We start from the raw sequence: 17078 nt of genomic DNA on the forward strand, positions 1-17078 counted from the left end.
TTCCGCGATTTTCCTAGGGGGTGAGAATGGCCCGGCCCCGCACACGTCCGGCGTCGAGATCCGCCAGCGCGTCGAGCGCCCCGTCGAGCGGGTACTTCCGGGTGTGCAGGGTCACCTTGCCCGCCTGCGCCAGCACCATCAGCTCGGCGAGATCGTTGTAGGTGCCCACCAGGTTGCCGATCACGTTGCGCTCGGTCGCGATGAGATCGATCGCCGGGATCTCCAGCATGCCGCCGTACCCGATCACGAAATGCGAACCATCGCGCCGGGTCATCGCGAACGCGTCCTGCTGGGCACCCTGCTCGGCGACGAAGTCGAGCACCACTTCGGCGCCGTGCCCGCCGGTGAGGTCCAGCACCGCGTCCACCTGCTTGCCGTCGGCGAGCACCGTGTGATCCGCGCCGAGTTCCGCCGCCAGCTCCAGCGCCTCCGCGTTGCGGTCGACCACCACGACCGTCGCCGCGGTCAGCGCCCGCAACGACTGGATGCCGATGTGCCCGAGCCCGCCGGCACCGTTGACGACGCACACCGTGCCCGGGTACAGCTGCGGCACGGCCTTGCGCACCGCGTGGTAGGCGGTGATGCCCGCGTCCGCCAGCGCGGCCACGTCTTCCGGTCGCGTGGCCGGGTCGAGCTTGATGCACGCCCTGGCCGAGGTGAGCAGATATTCGGCCATCCCGCCGTCACTGTCGATACCCGGAAACGACCCGAATTCACAGTGCATGTCGTTGCCCGCACGGCAGGCGTGACACAGCCCGCAGGTCGGCGTCGGGTGCAGGATCACCGTGTCACCAGGCTCCACATTGGACACAGCCGACCCCGTCTCGCGGACCCAGCCCGCGTTCTCGTGCCCGATCGTGTAGGGCAGTGTGACCCCCGACTTCTCAGCCCACTGCCCCTCCACGATGTGCAGGTCGGTGCGGCACACCCCGGCGCCACCGAGCTTCACCACGACGTCGAAGGGACCTTCCGCCTTCGGCTCCGGCACCTCCTCGACCACCGGTTGCCGGTGGTACTCGTGCAGCCGGACGGCCTTCATTCCATTCCTCCCTTCCCGTATCGCGTGCGGAGCAGGCCACGGCAGAACCCGGCGTTGCCGTCGATGCTCACCCGCACGGCCCGCGCGAACCTGAGCCTGCTCGCCACTTCACTCCTCGGCACCGGCCGGCCTTCGTCGTCGACGAAGAGCGGGGACTCCGGCATCGCCGGGAGGCCCAGTTCCCGCCGGCGGCGGAGCAGGCCGTCCCGTTCCGGCGAATCGGGCACGTCGCTGAGCACCATCTCGGCCAGGTCCGCCACCTGCCTGCCCTGGTCGAGCAGTAGCCGGCAGGTGCGTTCGAGCGACGCCGTATGCGCCTTGCGGAGGAAGGTGCGACGCAGTTCGCCCAGCTCGTCCACCGCGTGTCCGGGAAAGGCCTCCGTGAATCCGGCGCCCATCGCCACGCCAGCGTTGATTTCCTCGGCCGCGAAATGATCCTCCAGCCGCACGTCGACCGACTCCACACCGGGAACCGAGTACAGCGCGTCGACCGCGTCGGCCACCATGAGGTAGGCGAAGTTCGGCGCACAGAAGTACGTCGGCAGCCGTAGCCGCGCCCGCACGCCGGGCCCGTCCACCGCCAGTTCGTGGACGAACCCGAGCTTGGTGATCGGCTCGTCGAGTTCGGGGTCCCGGACCGAACTCAGCGCGTCCCACGCCGCGGTCATCAAACTCATCACCTCGGGCATGTGTACCTCCGTCCGGGGTGTCATACGGGAACCTTCGGGGCCGAGCCGACCGCTTCGCCGCTGTCCACCGGTTCCGGCCGGACGTCGGCCTCGCGCGGGATGTCCATGTCGTAGAGCTTCGCCGCGTTCAGGCCGAGGATCTTCTTCTTGATCTCGGTGGTGAGCACGCCGTACTCGTCCTGCATGTCCTCCGGGATCTGGAAGTCGACGAACGCCTCGATCAGCCACTTCGGATGCCAGATGGCGTAGTCGCTGGCGAAGGTGAGCCGGTTCTCGTCGAGCCAGTACAGCAGTTCCCCGATGATCTGGGCGAAATACCGCGGCCTGGTGTGGATGAACGGCATCGCGACCGCGAGCCCACCGTAGACGTTCGGCTCCTGCGTGGCGATCCAGCAGAAGTCCTCCAGCCGGGGCAGACCGCAGTGCTCCACTATGAACCGCAGTTCGGGGAACATCGTCGCCGCTTCGTCCACGTCGTGGACATCGAAGGCGTCCATGTTGAGCGGGTAGATCGTCGGTCCCTTGTGGACATGGATATTGACGATCCCGAGCTCCTGACACTTCTCCAAGTAGCGGTAGGCCCACGGATCGGACAGCTTCCAGCCCTTGGAGATGCCCTTCCATTCCGCCGTGTAGAGCTTGACGCCCTTGAGATTCCACCGCTGCTTAAGCATTTCCAGCGTCTTCAGCCCGGTCTCGCCGTCACGTGGGTCGAACGCGCCGTTGACGACGAACTTGTCCGGGTAACGTTCGGCCACCTTGCCGTTCTGCTCGGTGGTGTTGAACCCGTTGACGTAGAAGTCGCTCAGGTACGTCGGCTGGAAGATCGCCCGGTCGACGTAGCCCTCGTCGAACAGGTCACGCACGAGCGTTTCTTCCGGGTATTTCTCGAACTTCTCCAGCGGCCACACCCAGCCCTCGGGGCTGAGATTGCGGTGATAGTCGTAGAAACACTCGATGAATCCCTTGCCGTAACGGTTGGCCTGGTTGGCGAGACTGCCGTCCCACGCGTGCACGTGGCTGTCCACCACGAAATAGCTTTCGCCGTCCTTTGTGTACATATCTACTCCCTCAACGGACCGGGCGGAGGTCGAAGTCGAGATACTCGGCCGCGTCCTCCGGATTGGCGAAGAAGATCGTGCGATCGTCGGTGTGCACCATCCGCCCGTAGTGCGTGGACATGCTCTCCTCGAACTCCGCCGAGTTGAACCAGCCCTCCTCCTCACCGGCGGCTTCGTCCACTTCGGAATAAACCACGTCCATCCGGCCGTCCGCGTCCACCCGGATCATGGACGGCAGGTGCGTGATCTTCACGTTGGGCTGGTGCTCCATCACTTCCGCGACGATCACCCCGACCTGGTTGTTCATCAGCGTGAAGCCGCACCGGTTCGACGCGGTGCTGTCGGTCTTGAACGGGCTCTCCGAGGTCTTGAACGTGGTCATTGGGCCAGCTCCTTCGGTTCTCGCAGACCAAGGTCGGACAGGATGCCGCTGAAGCGGCTCTTCGCACGGTCGAGACCGTCTTCGAAGCGCATGGGTTTGGCGTCCGGCTGCGACCACAGCGGTTGCAGGGTCCTGGCCGCGGTGATGCAGCGCGGCACGTAGAGGGACAGCCATTCGGTCATCAGGTTGCTGTTGTGGATGGCGAACTCCCGGTCGTTCGTCAGCAACTGGAACATCGACCGGGTGTAGCGGAGATCGCGTTCGGCGTAGTCGTACTCCTCGGCGCCGATCAGCGTCGGCGTGACGAAGTCACCGTTCGCCGGAGCCGCCTGCTGCACGAGACTGCTCCGGAACAGCTCTCCCACCAGCGGCTCGAACACGATGTTGCCCGCGAACACCGCCTCGGCCCAGTCGTCGATCGCGGTGAGCAGTTCCGCGACTTCGCGTACGCCCTGCCACGCCGGATCCTCGGCCCACGTCGTGCTGTGCGCGGCACCGTCGAATCCCGGGATCTCCTCGGAAAGGGTCAGGTTGTACAGCGCGAGGTCCTGGGCCGCCCGGATACGGTGCATGCCGTTGACCGCGATCGCGGTGTTGTGCATGTTGGTGGGCGCCCGGCGGTTGGCGTTGGAGAACAGGTACAGCCCGAGGCCGTGGTCCACGTGCATCCACGCACCCACGTGATGCTCCACGAAGTGCACCCAGTTCCGGCTCCACTGCTCGAACGCCTTGGACTGGCGGGCCGCCTCGACGTTCTGGTTGAGCTGCCGGACCACGTTGGCGTTGTAACGGTAAAGCGTGAACTCCCATTCTTCGTTGGGGTCACGGAACTCGTGCCAGCCGTGCGCCGGCCAGTCATAGCCCTTGCCACCCGAACCGGGACCGCGTTCGGGCTCAGGCCGGTCCTGGCCCCAGGCCTTGAGCCGTGTCCACTCCAGCGGGTAGCCGCCCTTGCCGTCGGCGAAGCCGTACAACCACCCCTGGCTCAGGTAGTGCCGGGGATCGGGCTGGACCTCGACCGTGACGTCTTCGTAGTGGCTTTGCTTGCGCTTGTGAGGAACGAAATAGTTGAACCGCCGCGCGTGCGCGTCGGGAAATTCCTTCGCGCCCGCTTCCGCGTCGGTGAAGACAGGCTTCGGAACACTGCGTTGTGCTGTAGTCGTCTCGGTCATTCTACTCAACTTTCGCCCGTTGTCGTGAACTTGTCGTAGAAAATGCGCTTCTCGGCCACACCCAGTTCGGGCAGCAGCTCCAGCGCCGCCTCCACCATCGGAGGCGGCCCGCAGACGTAGGCGTCCGCGCCGGTGAGGTCCCGCTCGCGTCGCCGCACCACGTCGGTGATCAACCCCACTTCGCCGTCCCACGCGTCGTCGCCCGGCTCGGAAAGCGCCGGAACATAACGGAAATCCGCCAGCGTCTCCTCCAGCGACCGCAACTCCTTTTCGAAACACAGGTCATGGTCGCGTCGAGCGCCGTAGTAGAAGACCGCCTTGCGTTCGATCCCCCGTTCGGCCATCGACCGCAACAAGGCGAGGATCGGTGCCATGCCAGCGCCACCACCGACGAAGACCAGGTCGGTTCCCGGCGCGTCGCGCAGGGTGAACACCCCGAACGGACCGGTCACCTCCAGCCGGTCGCCGACCGCCAGGCCGGTCTCCAGGAACTGCGAGAACAACCCGTCCGGATACACCTTGACCACGAATTCGAGCCGCCGCTCCCGCGCCGAGGTGTTGGCCATGGAAAACGATCTGGTCTCCTCGGTGCCCGGCACCGCGAAATCGAGGTACTGCCCGGGAAAGAACCGGAACGTTTCCGGTTCCACCAACTGGACCACGAGGTGGCGCAGGTCGTGCGTGATGTGCTCGTTCGACACCACTTCGACGATGCCCCGCTGGATCGGGAGTCCTGAGTGGATCATCTCCTCGTCGTAGTTGAGGAGTTCGATCGTCAGGTCCTCGTACGCGTGGGCCCGGCAGAGCAGCGTGTAGCCTTCGTCCTTTTCGAAATCAGGCAGGGCGAAGGTCGAATACCGGTCGAGTTCGAGGTCTTCACCGTCGAGGACGAACGACTTGCAGGACGCGCACTGCCCCTCCTTGCAGCCGTGCATCAACATCACACCCTGCTCCGCGGCGGCACGCAGGATCGTCTGCTCTTCGTCCGCCTCGATCTCGATGCCCACCGGTTCGAAGCGCACCAGGTGTTTGTCTCCCACGTGATCAACCGGCCGTGGGAGCCGGCCGTCCCGCCGGGCCCTGACGGTTGTAGTCCGCCGCGAACGCCTCGCGCTGCTCGTCGGTCATCTCGTTGAGCGTGACGTTCGGGCTCTGCAACGGCGGGCAACGGCGCAGGTGGTCCAGCGTCCACATGTGCTTCTGGTCGAGGTCCAGGTGCGGCTGCGCGACCAGCGTCCTGCCGTCGTCCCGGACGAAACCCATGTCGGAGACCACGTCGGCCCAGTTCCAGCCGTGGTAGAGGGTCTCCCACTCCCGCTGCCCGATGAGCTGGCCCATGTTCGGCGTGCTGCGGCCCTGGTAGCTCGGACGGAACGCCTCCACGTCGGTCCACCGGCAGGTCTCGGAGCAGTAGGTCCGCCACTGGCCGTCCACTTTGTCCATGACCATGTCCTCACGGATGAGGCACGGCACCATGCAGGTCCAGCAGCGGTGCGGGTAGACGTAGTCCACGTCCTCGAGCGCGATCGGGTTGTGCCCGTTCGGCTTGCTCAGCCGTGCGTAGTTCTCCCACCACTTCCCGTACTTGTCGTACCAGCCTGGGTACTTGTATTCGAACCACTCGAAGTCCTCGTCGGTCATCGGGTCGATGCGCCAGTAGTTCGCCAGCCACCCGGTCGCGAAGAACTGCGCCACCTCGTGCACGTAGCCCTTGTTCCAGATGCGGTTCCAGGCCTCCTCGATCAGGTCATGCGGGATGACCAGGCCGTACTTCTCCAGCGGTACGAGGTAGCTGCGGTAGTAGTCGTCATAGATCCACCGCCGCCACATCTCCGCGTAGCTCTCGCGGTCCTTGCGACGGTCCTTCGTGCCGTACTCGATGAACGTGCCGATCGCGGCGTCCACCACGGCGTGGTTGTTCCACCACGCATAGCGAAGGTCGCGCTCGAGAAGCTGGTGGTTGCTCTCGTCGGACAGCGCCATGAGCAGTGTCGCGTAGCCGTTGCTGATGTGCCGTGACTCGTCGGACTGCACCGAGTGGAACACGGTCGGCAGCAGGTAGTCACCGTTCGCCGCCGCCTCCGCCGGCATGGCCACGAAGAGCGTGTTGGTGAACGCCGTCTCGGCCACGATCGTCAGGTAGATACTGGCGGCCGTGATGGCATCACCGGTGATGAACCCCTCCGCGAACTGGCGGCCGATGGTGCCGCAGTAGTCGTTCTGGAAGTCCCGCAGGCTCGAATTGAACCCGGCGGGGTCGATGTAGTTGTTCATGTACAGGCGCTTGAGGTTCTGCTGGATCGTCGAGTGCCGAACCTCGTCGATCATCTGGATCGCCTGTCCATTGTGGAGTTCCGGGTTGGGCACGGTACGGAACAGCAGTGGCATCGCCCTCGCCGCGGAAATCTCCGGCAACGGGATGATGCTGAGGAAAAGTTTCTGCCATTCCAGCCAGCGCTCCTGCACCTGGCGGAACATGTTGCCGCGGATCGCGCCGTCCTCGGCGCCGTAGACGCGATGGTCCTTTTCCTCCTGCATGGGGAAGTAGGACCGCAGGACCTGCTTGAGCGGGTCCTTCTTCTTGGCCTTGCGGAACGTGTAGTCCGTTCCGTACTGCGACACCGGCTCGTGATACGCCGGTTCCCAGGCCAGTTCCTGGATCTTCTGGTGCGCTTTCGCCACACTCTGGCGGCTCATAATCACTCCCCTGGGCAGGTTCACTTACGTGGGCACGAGTCCTACTTCTCGATTAGAGGCGCAGCCGCGCGTGACGCGAGTCTCAATCTGAGACACTGCGGACGTCTTGCCCTGGTGACAGCGGGATTCCGGCCCGTCATCGGTCGTCGAGCATCGTCGCGCGAAGATCGGCGAGATGGTGCCGCACCTCTTCGGTGAACCGGTTGTGGCCTTCGGCCGCGGGCGCGATTCCCAACGCACGCAGCAGCGCGGCCGCGGGCTCGCCCGGGTGCCCACTCTCACCGAGAGTCGGATGCAATCCCTCTTCGGCCAGATGGTGAAACACCAGGTTCACGATGGTCCACGGATTGTAGGTTTCCTCATCGGCCATAACGCCATCCCAACGCCGCCCGCACCGGCGGCAAGTCTCAATTTGATACAGCGCGCATGAGGGTGGCGTCGGGTTGACGGGCCGGGTTACGGTGGCCCCAACGACCTGACCACGTGGGCGGGAGGCCAGTGTGGACAGTGCTATCGCATCAGATGTCCCCCTGCTTCCCGACGAGGCAGGGCTGGCCGCGTTACGTGAACGGTTCCTCACCCACGACGCGATCGACACCGACCGGATACGGGCGCCCATTCTCGCTTCGTGGTTGCGTTCGCGGGAATTCAATGTGCCCGCCGACCGGATCGAGCTTCCCTGTCCGGGCACCGGTGACCCGGACACCCCCCTCAGCCGCGGTGCGGCGCCCGTTCTCCGCAGGCTCGGTGATCAACTCGACGGGCAGCCGATCAGCGTGATCCTCACCGATCCGGCCGGTGTGGTGGTCAGCCAGCGGACCGGGGACAGCGGCCTCCAGCGGTATCTCGAAAGTGTCGCGCTGGTGCCCGGCTACAGCTATGGCGAACGTTTCGTCGGCACCAACGGCATCGGCACGGCGCTGGAAGACGGCAGGCCCACCCACGTCTTCGGTCACGAACACTATGCCGAGCACCTGGAGAACCTCGCCTGCGCCGGGATGCCGCTCCGTCATCCGTTGTCCGGCAAAGTCCTGGGCGTGGTCGACCTCACCTGCTGGCGCAAGGACGCGGGCGGGCTGCTGGTGACACTGGCCAGAGTCACCGCCGACCAGATCCAGCAGGCGCTGCTCACCCACAGCGACGGGGGCGAGCTGACGTTGTTCCAGTCCTACCGGCAGGCCTGCCGGCGCACCACCGGTGTCGTGATGGCCTTCGACTCCGACCTCGTGATGATGAACGAGTGCGCGCGGCGGTTGCTCGATCCGGCCGACCATCCGGTCCTGCTCGGCCGCGCCCGGCAGGCGCTCGCCGAGGACGTCCGGTCGACCGCGACGGTGACACTGTCCAGCGGCGGCCGGGTGCGTATGCAGTGCCGACGGGTCGCCGAACGAAGCAAGCACGCCGCCGGCGTTCTGTCGGTCGAACTTCTCGATACCGCCGAGGAAGCCGCGGCCACTTCCTCCCCGATGCTGCCGATGTTCCTGCCCGGTGTGGTCGGCTCGGCACCGCTGTGGCTACGCTGTTGTCACGAGGTCGACGCCGGCTTCGCCCGCCGCGAATGGCTGGTGCTCTCCGGCGAACCGGCAACGGGCAAGCACACGCTGGCCATGGGCGTGCACCGGCGGCGATATCCGGCGGGCCGGCTCCGTACCTTCGACGCCGACCGGCTACCGCCCGGCTGGGCCGGTCAACTGCGCCGCGACCTGATCGACGACCCGGTGGAAAGCCTGGTCCTCCGGCACGCCGACCACCTGGACGCGGACGCCACCCGTGAAGTCGCCGCCATCCTGGGGCAGGCCCGTGCCCGTCCGGCCCCGACCTGGGTCGCGCTCACCACGTCACCGGATGCCGAAGCGGATCCGGACCTGCTGGCGCTCTTCCCTCGCACGATGACCGTCCCCCCGTTGCGCCGCCACACCGAGGATCTCGCCGAACTCGTCCCGCTGCTGCTCGCGCGCCTGTCCGGCACCGGGCGCCTGACCTGCTCACCGGCCGCGATGCACCTGCTGATGAGGAACGACTGGCCGGGCAACGTCGTGCAACTCCACCGGGTCCTCCGCCTGGTGACGAAACACCGCCGCACCGGCACCATCCAGCCGGCCGACCTGCCGGCCGAATACCGCGCGATCACCCGCCGGCCGTTGAACCGGTACGAGACGGTCGAACGGGACGCCATCGTGCGGAGCCTGGAGGACGCGGACGGCAACAAAGCTCGCGCGGCCAAGCTCTTGGGGGTCTCCCGCGCCACGATCTATCGCAAGATCCACGAATACGGGATCGTGATTCCGGCTCGTTGACCGTCCGTTGTGGATTTCCCTGATGATCTTGTGGTCATTTCGGCCGTCATAATCGGCCGCTACGCGGTCGAGCGCCGAGCCGTATAGGTCGTTATACACATTGGTGACGAAAGAAGCCGGAACGAACACAGCCTGCATCCGGATCGAGAAAGACGATTCCGTCGATGAAGAGCGCGGGCGATCCGGAAAATTTCACGGGACCCGTCGAGGAGGGAAGGACGACAAAAGGGCGTGCTCCACTCCCGTCCCAAGAGGACCGGAGCGGACCACCCCACTCACGCGCCTGAGTTCCCCTGCTCAGGCGCGTGAGTATCGCGCCCTGAAAGTGGCGCTTGAACCGCTCACGCGCGGTGGACGAGCCGGCCCGTCGCCTACTTGGCCTTGCGGCGAGACGCCCGCTTGCGCCCTGCCTTGGCCGGTTCCGCCTCGGTGTGCGCCTTTTCGTAGGCCTCTTCGATCTCCGCGGAAAGCCGGCCACGGGCCGAGACCTCGAAGCCGTTCTGTTGTGCCCATTCCCGGATTTCCCGGGGGCGCCCGCTCTTGGCCGAGGTGGCCTGCACGGCGGTCCGGCGAATCCTGCGACCGCCGGTGCGCCGCGCCGCGGCGACGTAGGCGGACAGCTCGTTGCGCAAATGTTCGGCGTTCTCATCCGAAAGGTCGATCTCGTAGGAGACCCCATCCAGACTGAACGGTATCGTTTCGACCGCTTCACCGCCGTCGAGGTCGTCGACCCACTGAACAAGAACCTGCTGTGCCATGCTTGCCGCTCTCCTTTGTTCGTCCCGGTGCGCTGCGCAGCTTACACGGCATAAACTTTTACTGGTGGTTCACCTCACTGTCCATCTCGGACGCTCCCATTCCGGGCGCTCGTGACGTTACGGTGACATTCACGGCGGCCCGGCACCGGCAAGCGTGGTCGGCGAAGTCACACCTTGACCGGCGAGCCTGCCGTGACGGTACGAACCAACATGCCGGCCGCACGGGCCCGCCGGTCTCGCGGCGGCCCGGACCGCTCCGCGCTCATCGACGTCGAGGCTCCTCCGCGGCGACGGTCCCTCCCCGGACCAACGCGGACCCGGCCGATTCGGCGGCCTGGCCGCCGGGGACCGCGGCGCTCAGGCCGCGGGGACGGGGAGTTTCTCGAAATTGACGTCACCGGTCGACTCGAGCACCTGCATATGGGTCTTGACGAATTCACCGCACTGCTCGGCGAAGGATCGGACGAGGGTGTTACGGGTGTCCGCGCGGACCTTCCCGATCAGGATGAACGCTTCGGCGTGTCCCTGGCGCAATGTGTTGGTGTAATCGTCGTCGAACGTCGTACCGGTCTCGTTCCGCATCCGGTCGATCCCGACCTGCATGTCCGGAGCGGGCTGGTCGGGCAGTTTGATGTTCATCATCTGCGCGATCTGCAGGTCGTGGGCCTGCAGTTGAACGTGCTGATCGATGATGGTCTGCGCGGCCTGTTTGACGAACTGGTTGGCCGATCGTTGCAGAGCCCATTGAGAAACGGTGATCTCTCGCAGACTGGTTTGCCGCACGATCGTCATCAACTTGATATCGGCCGCACTGATCGGACCGTATTGCGTCGGCGTGAGACTCTGGTCGTCCCCTGTCTGCTGCTGCCCCTGCGGCGTACTCGAGCCCGGCGCGCCGGGGCCGCCGTCACAGGCGGACAGCGGCACCAACACGGCAAGTCCGCACAGCACACCCGCTACGGTCCGAGAAACTCGCGATGTCACCGTCAGCCTCCATCTCCGGGAAAGTCGGTAGGTCTGCGTTCACACGACTCGCACACGTCCGGGGTTCAACGCATGGCCGTTTTTTCCCTTCCCTGTTTGACTTCCCGGCGTACTTTGCCGACAGCAAACATTTGATGGTGCATGCCTCCAGCTCCATACGCAGGGCTTTTCGCCAGCGGCACGCTGGCGAGCCGGTGCGCCGCCGACTTCCTCGATGATCACGATGAGAGATCGTGACGACACTGTGCGTGAGCGTGGATTGCTTTCGAGCCGTGATGGGTAATTCGCAGGCTGAACGTGCGCCCGGAACGGCCGGGTGCCGGAACCGATGGTGGATCGCGGCGGACGGGCGGGAGTCGAGTAGTGACGGAGTTCAAGGACGGCACGAACGGGGGCGTGACCGGAACAGTGAAGACGAAGCTGGACCAGCTCGACGCCTATCAGCAGCGTCACCGGTGGCTGGCGGTGCCGGTCGCGGTGGCGCGGAAGTTCAGCGAGGACCAGTCCACCAATCTGGCCAGCATGATCGCGTTCTGGGCGATCTTCTCGGTCTTCCCGTTGTTGCTGGTCTTTGTCACCCTGCTGGGCTTCCTTGTTCCCGATGACCTGAAGAACACCGTGCTGGGCACCGTCAGCTCGATGTTTCCCATGGTCGACAACTCGGCGCTGCGCGGGCTGAGCGGTTCCTGGTTCGCGTTGATCTTCGGTCTCGTCACCGCGTTGTGGAGCGGGACGGCCGTCGTGCGCATCACGCAGGACGCGTTCAACTCGGTGTGGCACCTACCCGCTTCCGAGCGGCCGACGCTGGTCCGGCGGGTCGGGCGCAGCCTGGCCGTGCTCGCCACCATCGGACTGGGGCTCGTCCTCACCACGGTGCTCAGCGGATTCATCACCACGCTCGCCTCGGCCCTTCATCTCGGGTGGCTCGGGAACCTGCTCGGTTACGCCATCGCGATCGCGTTGGACGTGGGACTGTTCATCGCGGCGTTCCGCATCCTCACCGACCGCTCGGTCACCATGCGGGACGTGCTGCCCGGCGCTCTGCTGACCGGCGTGCTGTTCTGGGTGCTGCAGTCGTTGTCGTCGCTGATCATCGGCCGCTACGTGGCCGGCGCGTCGCGCACCTACGGTCAGTTCGCCACGGTCATCACCCTGCTCTGGTGGTTCTATCTCCAGAGCGTCATCACCGTGCTCGGCGCCCAGCTCAACGTCGTGCTCAAGGAACGGCTGCACCCCCGCGCGCTCACCGCCACCTCGGCGACCGGCTAGCTCGAACACGCGACCGAAACAACCGGGAACCCACCTCCCGCACGCGCGGCCCGCGCCGGGCGCCCGGCAACAGGACTCGCCAAGAGGCCCTGGACCAGCCGGGGCACCGGGAAAGGCTTGCCAAACCTCAGAAAGGTTAGCCTATCGAGAATTGCCGCGCCATTCGGAGATATCCGTCACCTGAATGGGTGGCGATGCGGCCGTTCGTTTTCCTTCGCGCTATTGTTCCCGCCATGCAGGCGTTGCTGGAACGAATCCGGGAAGACGAGCAGGCCTTCGTCCTGCGCTATGTGCAGCCGGGCCTGGTCGGCCTCATCGACGGCACACTCTCCACGCTGGCGCCGATCTTCGCCGCCGCGATGCTGTCCGGTTCGCACGCCGCCCTGTTCGTCGGCCTCGCCACCGCGCTCGGCGCCGGGATCAGCATGGGCCTGTCGGAGGCGCTGTCGGACACCGGAAGCCGCACCGGACGCGGTCCGGCCGCGCTGCGCGGCACCGTGACCGGGCTGATGACGACCCTGGGCGGCGCGTTCCATTCCCTGCCGTTCCTGATCGGCGACCGCCACACCGCACTGGTCGTGGCCGGCGTGGTCGTGGCCGTCGAACTGTCGGTCATCGCGGTGATCAGGAAACGCTATCTGCGCGTCTCGCTGCGCACATCCGTGATCCAGGTGGCACTCGGCGGCGTGCTGATCACCACGGTCGGGCTGGTCCTCGGGACCGCCTGACCCACTGTCCACTTAGGAAGGTCCTGGCCGTTCGCCACGCGCGGCGCGGAAGATGCGCGGCGAGCGGCCGGACCGGTCCCCCGTCCGGCTCCGGTAGTCTCGCCGGTGGCGAGAGGACGGTGTCATGACAGCTGGGGCCGAACCACTGCGAATCGGAGTACTCGGTGCGGCGCGCATTTCCGGCCGTGCCATCGTCGCGCCGGCGCGCGCGACCGGGCACCGGCTTGTCGCCGTGGCGGCCCGCGATCGTGCCCGCGCCGAGGCCTTCGCCACCGAGCACGGCGTGGAACGCGTCGTGGACTCCTATGCCGAGCTGATCGCCGACCCGGAAATCGAGGCCGTCTACAACCCGCTCGCCAACGCTCTCCACGCGCACTGGAACATCGCCGCGCTGCGGGCAGGCAAGCACGTCCTGACCGAAAAGCCGTCGGCTTCCAACGCCGAAGAGGCCGCCGATGTCCGGGACGTGGCGGCCAAGGCGGACACGATCTTCATGGAAGGCTTCCACTACCTGTTCCATCCGTTGACCAAGCGGCTGCACGAACTGCTCGGCTCGGGCGAGCTCGGTGAACTCCGCGAGGTCGAAACCGTGGTCTCCATTCCCGCGCCCGCACCGGAAGACCCGCGCTGGTCGTTGGATCTGGCGGGTGGAGCGTTGATGGATCTCGGCTGCTACAGCTTGCACGCCCAGCGCATGCTGGCACCGTGGGCCGGTGGTGAGCCTGCCGTCGTCGGAGCGCGAGGCGGTCCGCGGGAGGGCACCGGGGTCGATGAGTGGCTCGACGCCGAACTCGCCTTCCCCAGCGGCGCGACCGGATCCGCGCGCTGTCACATGGCCGCCCCGGAGCTGCGGATGTCATGCCGGATCACCGGTTCGCGGGGCGAGGCGACCGCGCACAACTTCGTCCTGCCGCAGCAGGACGACCGCCTCGTCATCCGGAGCCGGGCCGGAACCCGAACGGAGACCCCGGGCGGGAAGACTTCCTATACCTACCAACTGGAAGCGTTCGCCGCCGCGGTGCGCGAGGGCGCCCCGTCACCGCTCGGGGCCGAGGACGCCCTGACCACCATGACCATGATCGATGCGTGCTACCGCGCCGCCGGTTTCGCGCCGCGGCCACGGTTACGGATCGAGGGGTAAGCGCTTCACGTCGGGCGGCACAGCACCGGGTTGGCCAGTTCCGCGCACGGCCGGTCGCCATGCGAGCGAACGATGTCCGCGCCGACCTGGTTGGTCAGGTAACGCAGGAAGCTGGCGGCCGCCGAGTCGGCCTTGGGGTCACCGTAGGCGTAGGCGTATTCCGTTTGCCAGAACGGGTAAGCCCCGTGATCGGCGGCGTCGAGGGTCGCCGGCCGCCCATCGATCCGGACCGTGGCGACATCGGAACGCCCGGACGCGGCACCGAGTTCGGCGTAGCCGACGGCGCCGGACACGCCCGCGACGGCATCGAGCATGCTCGTCGTGTCACCCTTGCGGCAGCGGATGACCGACGCGGGCGGGCTTCCCGGCTTCGCTTCCTGGCAGTCCACCGAATTCTCGCCAGGCTCCGCCGTCCCGAGAACGCGTTGCTCCAGGGTGGTCCGGGTGCCCGAGTCGGACTCGCGGTCCACCACGCGAACCGGCCGGTCGTTCCCACCGAGTTCCTTCCAGTTGGTGATCCGTCCGGCGAAGACGTCCTTGACCTGCGCCAGCGTAAGGTCGCGGACACCCGCGTCCGGGTTGATCACCAGGGTGAAGAGCAGAAACGCGATGGGACGCGGCAACAGAAGCGGAAGGCGGTCGCCCTTCGGGCCGTCGGAGAACGCCAGCGCGGCCGGGTTCTTCTGCCCGTTGAGTGTGTCCAGGCCCTGGGCGCTGCCGTGCAGGTCGAAGGTGAAACCGCTGCCGGGGCACGTCTTGGCATAGGACGCGGCGGCTTCCCGGAGCACCGGTTCGAAGGCGGTGGATCCGGTGATCCGGAGTGAACCGGTGGCGCAGTCGAGCGGGGCGGGTTTGGCGGCGACCAGGTTCATGACGAACGGTTCGGCCAGTGTGACCGACAGGAGCAGGTAGAGCAGCACGCTGATCCAGCGCGGGATTCCGGTGCGGCTGCGCGTCTCGCGGATGCCACCCGTCCGGACGCCGCCCTTGATCCCGGCGATCACCTCGGGGTCGGACAGCTTCTTGTGCTCGGCGCCCGCGCGCTCGAACACCGCGAGGACCTTGTAGTGCTGGCCACGGTTCAACGGGACCCTGGGCAACTCCACGACACCGACCGTCCGGCCCGAGTTCTTCTCGTTGCGGACGCCCAGGCCGGACTCCGGCCCGAAGTTGTCGCGCAGGAACTCGTCGCTGAGTTCGGTCACCACCATCCCGGCGACACGCCGGTCCGGAAAGTTGACCTTGATACCGATCTTGCTGCCGTCGAGGACGGCGTAGTCGTGCGTGTCGATGTTGGTCGTGCCCGTGTTCTCGATGCGCAGCAGGACGAACGACGGGTCGACCAGAGGCGTGCCGTCCTCCCACTCCAGCCTTCGCCACGCACCGGCGTTGAGCGACGTGGCCTCGTGGCGCGCGGTGGTGTCCATCTGGACGCGATAGCCGAGCCGTTTACGGCCGACGAAGACGAACTCCCACAGGAACGCGAAAATCGGCACGACGACGCCGACCACGGCGAGAACGGATGCCCACGGAAAACTGGACACGGTACCTCCGGGCAAGGACAAGGGCGCTCACCGTAAGCCGGATTCCGGTGTGCCCACCTGCGCTTCGCCCGGCTGTTCCGCCCTCGTTCACCGGTTGTTCGCCCCGAGGTCCCGCGACCGCGCCGATCAGACCCCGGTCACCGGATGCGGGTAATGGAACGGCACGACCTCGGTGGCGGGGAAGAACTCGAAGCCGTCGACGAGTTCGTCGGGCCCGAGTGGATCCTCCGGGAACGTCACCTTCGGGATGATGTTCGTCAACGGTGGCGTGTGGGCCCAACCCGCGTCGTAGTCGGCGTGCCAGAACGGGGTGTAGCCGAGGCGCCTGATCTTCCAAACGCCGTCCTCGAGCACGTACCGGTTCTCGTAGAGACCACCCTCCCACCACTGCTCGAACTGGGTCCGCGAGGCCTGCTCGGGCGTCGACTCGTGCACCCCGGCCTGCATCAGGCACCGCATCCGCGCCCGCGCCGAGGCGCCGTCCGGCGCGATCGTGATGACGTCCTGCATGATCATGTGGTCGAGCAGGAACCCCCGGACCGGGCCGTTGTGACCGCCCGTGAACCGCTCGCGGAACCGGTGCAGGTACAACCGTTCGATCCCGGCGCGTCCCCGGTAGATCCCGCCGGCGAACACGACCTCGCCGTCCTCGCTGTAGAGGTCGACGACCTCCTGGTAAAGGCACTTGTCGAGGTAGTAGCCATACTTGAACTGCAGCTGCCGGACCTCGTTGGTGGCCTCCAGCCGCCGCACCCGGTCCGCCAGTTCTGTCACGGTGCGGCGCAACTCCGCGATCTCGCCGCTTTCGGTGCTCGACACGGGATCTCCTTCGATACGGTGCCAGGCGAGGTGAACTCCTCGCGTCCGAGTCAACGACAGCGCCCGGCACAACGGGAGACAAGGGAACGAGAGGCTTTTCCGCTATCCGGAATCCTTGCCTGGCCTCCGTGGTGCGCAGCCAAGCTGGAGGTACACCTGGATACCCGTGGGCGCCGACTGGCCGTGCCGGCCGGGTGATCTCCCTCGATGTCGCGAGCCGACGTTCACCTATATCCCGCGGGACGTCCTCGAAGGAACCCCGTTCTACGGTGCCGGCAATCTTTATCGCCGATTCCGCGGAGAGAACCCGCTCTGGCATTTCGGGATCACCCCCCGGCGACGTCGCCGGACTGCTCGCCGAATACGGCTGGCGCGAAATCGAGCAAACCGGGCAAGCCGAATTCCTCGATCGGCACGTCCGGCCCGCGGACAGGACCCTTGAGGTGTCCGCGATCGAACGGGCCGCCTACACCACCAAAGCCTGAATATCGAAGCCAG

17 protein-coding genes are annotated in these 17078 nt (G+C 66.3%); 5 read left to right on the plus strand and 12 right to left on the minus strand.

Translation table 11 applies throughout. The features are described from left to right. Window positions 1-13: 13 nt before the first annotated feature. From ACFSXZ_RS03175 to ACFSXZ_RS03210, 8 genes are all read right to left on the minus strand, one after another. Entirely contained in the window at window positions 14-1039 is a 1026-nt protein-coding gene (locus ACFSXZ_RS03175) for an NAD(P)-dependent alcohol dehydrogenase (RefSeq protein ID WP_378261023.1), read from the minus strand. Next, complete coding sequence (locus ACFSXZ_RS03180) at window positions 1036-1728, minus strand: iron-sulfur cluster assembly protein (protein WP_378261025.1); 693 nt, start codon at window positions 1726-1728, stop codon at window positions 1036-1038. Before ACFSXZ_RS03180 ends, ACFSXZ_RS03175 begins: the two co-directional genes overlap by 4 nt. Before the next feature lie 20 nt (window positions 1729-1748). Then, window positions 1749-2789, minus strand: coding sequence for an amidohydrolase family protein (locus ACFSXZ_RS03185; RefSeq protein WP_378261027.1), 1041 nt, complete (start codon window positions 2787-2789; stop codon window positions 1749-1751). 10 nt (window positions 2790-2799) lie between these two features. Next, complete coding sequence (mimD, locus tag ACFSXZ_RS03190) at window positions 2800-3171, minus strand: propane 2-monooxygenase effector subunit MimD (protein WP_378261029.1); 372 nt, start codon at window positions 3169-3171, stop codon at window positions 2800-2802. Further along, window positions 3168-4343, minus strand: a complete 1176-nt coding sequence (locus tag ACFSXZ_RS03195) for a toluene hydroxylase (protein ID WP_378261031.1) — start codon at window positions 4341-4343, stop codon at window positions 3168-3170. The genes mimD and ACFSXZ_RS03195 overlap by 4 nt, the downstream gene beginning before the upstream one ends. 5 nt (window positions 4344-4348) lie before the next feature. Continuing rightward, window positions 4349-5383, minus strand: a complete 1035-nt coding sequence (locus ACFSXZ_RS03200; RefSeq protein ID WP_378261033.1) for an FAD-binding oxidoreductase — start codon at window positions 5381-5383, stop codon at window positions 4349-4351. A gap of 4 nt (window positions 5384-5387) precedes the next feature. Further along, window positions 5388-7040, minus strand: coding sequence for a methane monooxygenase (locus ACFSXZ_RS03205; RefSeq protein WP_378261035.1), 1653 nt, complete (start codon window positions 7038-7040; stop codon window positions 5388-5390). A 136-nt stretch (window positions 7041-7176) separates the two neighbouring features. Further along, the gene (locus tag ACFSXZ_RS03210; RefSeq protein ID WP_378261037.1) at window positions 7177-7410 is read right to left on the minus strand and encodes a hypothetical protein; all 234 of its coding nucleotides are present in this window, start codon (window positions 7408-7410) and stop codon (window positions 7177-7179) included. 130 nt (window positions 7411-7540) lie between these two features. Here ACFSXZ_RS03210 and ACFSXZ_RS03215 point away from each other — a divergent pair, with 130 nt between their 5' ends. Continuing rightward, a complete protein-coding gene (locus tag ACFSXZ_RS03215; RefSeq protein WP_378261039.1) occupies window positions 7541-9337 on the plus strand; it encodes a sigma-54-dependent Fis family transcriptional regulator in 1797 nt (598 codons plus the stop codon). Between the two features lie 371 nt (window positions 9338-9708). Here the strand turns inward: ACFSXZ_RS03215 and ACFSXZ_RS03220 are convergent, their stop codons facing one another. Beyond that, the gene (locus ACFSXZ_RS03220; protein ID WP_378261041.1) at window positions 9709-10095 is read right to left on the minus strand and encodes a histone-like nucleoid-structuring protein Lsr2; all 387 of its coding nucleotides are present in this window, start codon (window positions 10093-10095) and stop codon (window positions 9709-9711) included. A gap of 357 nt (window positions 10096-10452) precedes the next feature. Further along, on the minus strand, window positions 10453-11028 hold the full coding sequence (locus ACFSXZ_RS03225) for a DUF4142 domain-containing protein (protein WP_378261043.1): 576 nt from the start codon (window positions 11026-11028) through the stop codon (window positions 10453-10455). A 414-nt stretch (window positions 11029-11442) separates the two neighbouring features. On the opposite strand from ACFSXZ_RS03225, the gene ACFSXZ_RS03230 reads away from it, so the two are divergent. The 3 genes from ACFSXZ_RS03230 (at window position 11443) to ACFSXZ_RS03240 (ending at window position 14217) form a co-directional block, all read left to right on the plus strand. After that, entirely contained in the window at window positions 11443-12348 is a 906-nt protein-coding gene (locus ACFSXZ_RS03230; protein ID WP_378261045.1) for a YihY/virulence factor BrkB family protein, read from the plus strand. 233 nt (window positions 12349-12581) lie between these two features. Continuing rightward, the gene (locus ACFSXZ_RS03235; RefSeq protein WP_378261047.1) at window positions 12582-13076 is read left to right on the plus strand and encodes a hypothetical protein; all 495 of its coding nucleotides are present in this window, start codon (window positions 12582-12584) and stop codon (window positions 13074-13076) included. 124 nt (window positions 13077-13200) lie between these two features. Continuing rightward, the gene (locus tag ACFSXZ_RS03240; RefSeq protein ID WP_378261049.1) at window positions 13201-14217 is read left to right on the plus strand and encodes a Gfo/Idh/MocA family protein; all 1017 of its coding nucleotides are present in this window, start codon (window positions 13201-13203) and stop codon (window positions 14215-14217) included. A 5-nt stretch (window positions 14218-14222) separates the two neighbouring features. Here the strand turns inward: ACFSXZ_RS03240 and ACFSXZ_RS03245 are convergent, their stop codons facing one another. Together ACFSXZ_RS03245 and ACFSXZ_RS03250 are read right to left on the minus strand one after the other, a co-directional pair. Then, window positions 14223-15761: a substrate-binding domain-containing protein gene (locus ACFSXZ_RS03245; RefSeq protein WP_378261051.1), complete on the minus strand. Its 1539-nt coding sequence runs from the start codon at window positions 15759-15761 to the stop codon at window positions 14223-14225. Between the two features lie 126 nt (window positions 15762-15887). Next, the gene (locus ACFSXZ_RS03250) at window positions 15888-16580 is read right to left on the minus strand and encodes a nuclear transport factor 2 family protein (protein WP_378261053.1); all 693 of its coding nucleotides are present in this window, start codon (window positions 16578-16580) and stop codon (window positions 15888-15890) included. A gap of 269 nt (window positions 16581-16849) precedes the next feature. On the opposite strand from ACFSXZ_RS03250, the gene ACFSXZ_RS03255 reads away from it, so the two are divergent. Further along, a complete protein-coding gene (locus ACFSXZ_RS03255) occupies window positions 16850-17065 on the plus strand; it encodes a hypothetical protein (RefSeq protein WP_378261055.1) in 216 nt (71 codons plus the stop codon). Window positions 17066-17078: the final 13 nt, after the last annotated feature.

The sequence above is a fragment of the Amycolatopsis pigmentata genome (genome assembly GCF_042684065.1).
Classification (GTDB): domain Bacteria; phylum Actinomycetota; class Actinomycetes; order Mycobacteriales; family Pseudonocardiaceae; genus Amycolatopsis_E; species Amycolatopsis_E pigmentata.